The 4,417-nt window shown below is 72.4% G+C and carries 3 protein-coding genes; 1 reads left to right on the top strand and 2 read right to left on the bottom strand.

Annotated elements, in window-relative coordinates; translation table 11 throughout:
* Positions 1-311: 311 nt before the first annotated feature.
* Both ACIQOV_RS29270 and ACIQOV_RS29265 read right to left on the bottom strand, forming a co-directional pair.
* The gene (locus ACIQOV_RS29270; protein ID WP_401053566.1) at positions 312-1,568 is read right to left on the bottom strand and encodes a sensor histidine kinase; all 1,257 of its coding nucleotides are present in this window, start codon (positions 1,566-1,568) and stop codon (positions 312-314) included.
* Entirely contained in the window at positions 1,565-2,251 is a 687-nt protein-coding gene (locus tag ACIQOV_RS29265) for a response regulator transcription factor (protein WP_401053564.1), read from the bottom strand. Before ACIQOV_RS29265 ends, ACIQOV_RS29270 begins: the two co-directional genes overlap by 4 nt.
* A 324-nt stretch (positions 2,252-2,575) precedes the next feature.
* Between ACIQOV_RS29265 and ACIQOV_RS29260 the strand changes: the two genes are divergently transcribed.
* The gene (locus ACIQOV_RS29260) at positions 2,576-4,207 is read left to right on the top strand and encodes an alpha/beta hydrolase (protein WP_401053562.1); all 1,632 of its coding nucleotides are present in this window, start codon (positions 2,576-2,578) and stop codon (positions 4,205-4,207) included.
* The last annotated feature ends 210 nt before the right edge of the window (positions 4,208-4,417 follow it).

Raw genomic sequence — 4,417 nt, 5'->3', positions numbered from 1 at the left:
ACTCACCGCCACCGAAGGCCTCGGCCTCGCCCGGGACACCGGCCAGCACCAGTGGGTCAGCCAACTCACCGCGCTGCTCGCCTGCCAGGAGTCCCAGCCGGACCCGCCAGCGGCGGTATCGACGGTATGCCCGGACGGACAGGGCTCCAGTCGTGACAACTGTCCAACAGGGCAGCGGTTCCAGTCGCGTTCGTCCATCGACCGCCCCGTGCGGCAGGCTGCCGCTGCGGCCCGGCTTCGCGAGCGGCACCGCACACTCGTGTCGATGGGGCGGCCCACCGATCGTGGGCGCGCGCATCGCCGGGGTTGGCCTACTTCGTCCGGGGCGGGAGGCGGAGGGTGAAGCGGGCGCCGCCGCGCGGGCTGGTGCCGACGTCGAGGGTGCCGCTGTGGGCGTGGGCGACCCAGGAGGCGATGGACAGCCCGAGGCCGGTGGAGCCGGAGCCGCTGTGGAAGCGCTGGAAGAGGGAGTCGGCGAGAGCCGAGGGGATGCCGGGTCCGGCGTCGTCGATGGTCACCGTTCCGTCGGCGGCCACGGTGACGTCGACTTCTGCGGGCAGGCCCGGGGCATGGCCGTGGAGGAGCGCGTTGCCGAGCAGGTTGGCCACCGCCCGTCGGAGCAGGTCGGGATCGGCGACCACGACGACCGGTTCGGTGTGGACGCTCACGTGGTGCTCGCCGGTTTCGACGTCGTCGACGACCACCTCGACGAGCTGGTCCAGGCGTAGCGGCTGGCTGGCCAGGGTGCCGACACCGGCCATCAGCCGGGCCCGGGTGAGCAGGCCGTCGATCAGGTCGCCCATCCGGGACGCCAGGCGCACGGTCCGTTCGAGCGCGGCGGTGCGGTGCTCGTCGTCGCGCAGCGCAGTCTCCGCGAGGCCGCGTAGCGATGCGGTGGGTGTGCGCAGGTCGTGGGCGGCGTCGGCGAGGAACTCCTCCTGTTGTTGCAGCGCTGTCAGTGCCGGCCGGATCGCCCGCCCGGAGAGCAGGTGCCCGGCCACGGCGGACAGGGCGACCAGGACCGCACAGCCGGCCACCAGGAGCAGAGCCAGTTTGCGGTGCGCGGCCCGGTCGCCGGTGGTGTCGTCGGCTGCGACCACCGCGCCGGCCGTCGACTGGCCATCGGCTCCCGCGTAGGGCTCGGCGAGTAGCCGGATCCGGTGGCCGTTGTCGCTGTGTGCGTCGGCCACGACGGCCGATCCCTCTCGCATTGCTTCCGCGGCCACCGCTTCCAGGTCCTCGGTGTGGGCTCGGACGCAGGGCTTGCGCGGGGTGTAGGCAACGGTGGGCTGGTCGGCCGTACCGGTCACCACGGTCACCGGCGGGCAGTCGGTCTCCATCCCGTCCTGCACGTACTGCGCTTCGAGCCGGCCGTCGTCGTCGAAGCTCAGGAGCAGGATCGCCTGGCGGGTCTGCAGGGTGAGCGCGTCGTCGAGCCGGTCGCTCCAGGAGTTGTCGTCGGTGTGGATGGCGAACGCCGCCAGGCCGATCAGTCCGATCGCGCTGGTGAGAGAGAACAGTGCGGTGAGTCGCCGGCGCAGCCGCCGGATCCGGGCCGCAGCCGTCATCCTCGGCCGCCGTCGCCGCTACCGGGCGGCGCCAGTCGGTAGCCCACGCCGCGGACCGTGTGGATCAGCGGCGGGTCGCCGAGCTTGCGGCGCAGCTGGGAGACCAGCACCTCGACGACGTTGGAGTTCGGCTCGGTCATCTCGTCCCAGCATTTCTCGATCAGGTCGGCGCGGGGTACGGCCTGGTCCGCCCGGGCCGCGAGCAGTTCCAGTACGGCGAACTCCTTGCGGGTCAGCATCAGCAGCACGCCGTCCCGGTGCACCTGGCGGCGGGCGGTGTCGATCTCCAGGTCGGCGATGTGCTGCACCGGGGGCCGGACGGTGGCCGCCCGTCGGCACAGGCTGTGCACCCGGGCCGCCAGCTCGGGCACCGCGAACGGCTTGACCAGGTAGTCGTCGCCGCCGACGGCGAACCCCTCGACCCGGTCGGCGACCGTGTCCCGGGCGGTGAGGAACAGCACCGGGACGGTCCGCCCGGCTCGGCGCAGCTCGCGCACGTACTCGACGGCGTCCCCGGCGGGCAGCATCCGGTCGAACACCGCGCAGTCGTATTCGGTGACGAACAACGCCTCGTCGGCGGCCGGCAGATCGGCCACCTCGTCGACGGCCAGCCCCTCGCTGCGCAGTGCTGCGGACACGGCAAACCGCAGGTCATCGTCGTCTTCGGCCACCAGTACTCGCACGGCGGTCAGGATAGCCCGATGGGCGGCCCGGGCCGCCCTCATCAAATCCTCAGCTTCGCCCGGCAATCATCTGTGAGGTCACAGCGGAGCGAACCGGCAGGAGCCGAGCAGCGCGGCCGTTCGCCCGGGAGATACGTGGGCGGACCGGCACGCGGCGCCGTGAGACGCCCCGGGCGCGATCCCCCACGCGCCCGGGGACCGCCAGCGGCCCGGCGGATGGAGCCCTCGGCCCAGCCACCCCGGGCCGCCGAGGTGGTGCCGGTGCCGCTGACCACTGCGGGCGCCGTGCGCGACAACCCTGCCAAGTCCCTCTGGAGTACCCCCATGAAGCACCCGACGAGCAAGCGTGCCGGCCTGATCCTGGCCCTGGCCGCACTCGGCGTCACGGCACTTGCCGGATGCATCCCGGCGTCCGGGGACACGGCTGCGGAGGGCGCCGACACGGCGCCGACCGATTCCGCGCAGCAGAGCGCTTTGCAGACCTTCTACCGGCAGAAGCCGACCTGGACCGCGTGCGGCGAGCTGCAGTGCGCCACGTTGACCGTCCCGGTGGACTACGCGCACCCGGAGACCGGCCAGACCTTCACCCTGCCGCTGGCCAGGTCCGTCACGGCGGACCCCGCCCAGCGCACGGGCTCCCTGGTCTTCAACCCCGGCGGACCGGGCGAATCCGGGGTCGAGCAACTGAAGTCCGGCGGCCTCTCCTCCTTCAGCGAACGGGCGCGCGCCCGCTTCGACATCGTCGGCTTCGACCCGCGGGGCGTGGCCGGCAGCAAGCCGGCCATCGACTGCGGCTCCTCCGACTCCGCCGACCAGGACCAGCCCGAATCCGACTCCGCCTCGACGAGTGCGTATCCGAAGACCGGTGCCGAACGCAGCGCCGCGCTCGCGGACGCCGAGAAGCAGGTCGCCTCCTGCAAGGCCCGCAGCGGAGCCATCCTGCCGCACGTCGGGACACTGGACGCGGCCCGCGACATGGACGTGCTGCGCGCGGCCCTCGGCGACGAGAAGCTCAGCTACCTCGGCTGGTCCTACGGCACCTACCTCGGCACCGTCTACGCCGAACTGTTCCCGCACCGGGTCCGCGCGCTCGTCCTCGACGGCGCCGTCGACCCCTCACTCGACTGGTCCGAGGCCGCCCTCCAGCAGGGCAAAGCCTTCCGGAAGTCGGTGGACGACTACGCTCAGAAGTGCGCCACCGCGGTCCACGACGCCTGCCCCGCCACCACCCCGGACGGCATCCACAAGGTGATCACCGACCTGCACCGGCGGACGGCCAAGCACCCGCTGCGTATCAAGGGCACCACCGAGCGGCTCGACCAGAACATGCTGCTCGCCGCCCTCACCAAGTCGATGTACTCACCCGAGTCCCAGTGGCAGGACCTGTCCGAGGCGCTGCGCGCCGCGCGGGGCGGCGACGGGACGAAACTCGCCGAGATCGCCAGCCCCGGCATATCCGGCAAATCCGCCACGCACGTCCGGTCCGCCCGGGGCGACAGCTCCGACACCGGATCCGACCCGAACACCGCCCCGGAGCAGGCCCCCGGCAACTCCTCCGTCGCCATCACCGCCGTCAACTGCCTCGACCAGCCACACCCGAGGGACCCGCAGCCCTACTGGGACCTGCTGGAGCGCGCCAACCAGGAGGCCGGAGTGTTCGGCACCTCCGCCGTGCTCGCCGAACTCACCTGCAAGGACTGGCCCGCCGGGCGGCAGCAGCCGCACCGCGTGAACGCCGAAGGCCTGCCCCCGGCCCTGGTCGTCGGCACCACCGGCGACCCGGCCACGCCCTACCAGTGGTCGCAGGGCCTCGCCGCCCAACTGCCCGGCGGCATGCTGCTCACCTTCAAGGGGTCCGGCCACACCGCCTACGGCCGCGGCAACGCCTGTGTCACCAATGCCGTGGACGCCTACCTCATCGACCTCAAGCCGGTTCCGAGCGGGACGACCTGCTGAACGGCCGCGACTCCCGTCGCGTCGCCCCCGCTCACCGCTCGCACCACTGGAGACCTTCCACGTGCCCATCGACATGTCCCTGGACTCCTTGCCCGCGTCAACACTCTTCCAGCCCCTGCAGCCCGACGACCCGGCCGAAGTGGGCGGCTACCGGCTGCACGCCCGGCTCGGAGCAGGCGGCATGGGGCGGGTCTACCTGTCCTGCACACC

Source organism: Kitasatospora sp. NPDC091257, assembly GCF_044757675.1.
Lineage (GTDB): Bacteria > Actinomycetota > Actinomycetes > Streptomycetales > Streptomycetaceae > Kitasatospora > Kitasatospora lactacystinica.
The sequence above is the reverse complement of the archived record's forward strand: the minus strand, read 5'-3'. Positions and strand labels throughout refer to the sequence as shown.

Excerpts from the sequence above, each read along its gene's own strand:
- ACIQOV_RS29270 (WP_401053566.1), bottom strand. The coding sequence starts at position 1,568 with ATGACGGCTGCGGCCCGGATCCGGCGGCTGCGCCGGCGACTCACCGCA.
- ACIQOV_RS29260 (WP_401053562.1), top strand. The coding sequence starts at position 2,576 with ATGAAGCACCCGACGAGCAAGCGTGCCGGCCTGATCCTGGCCCTGGCC.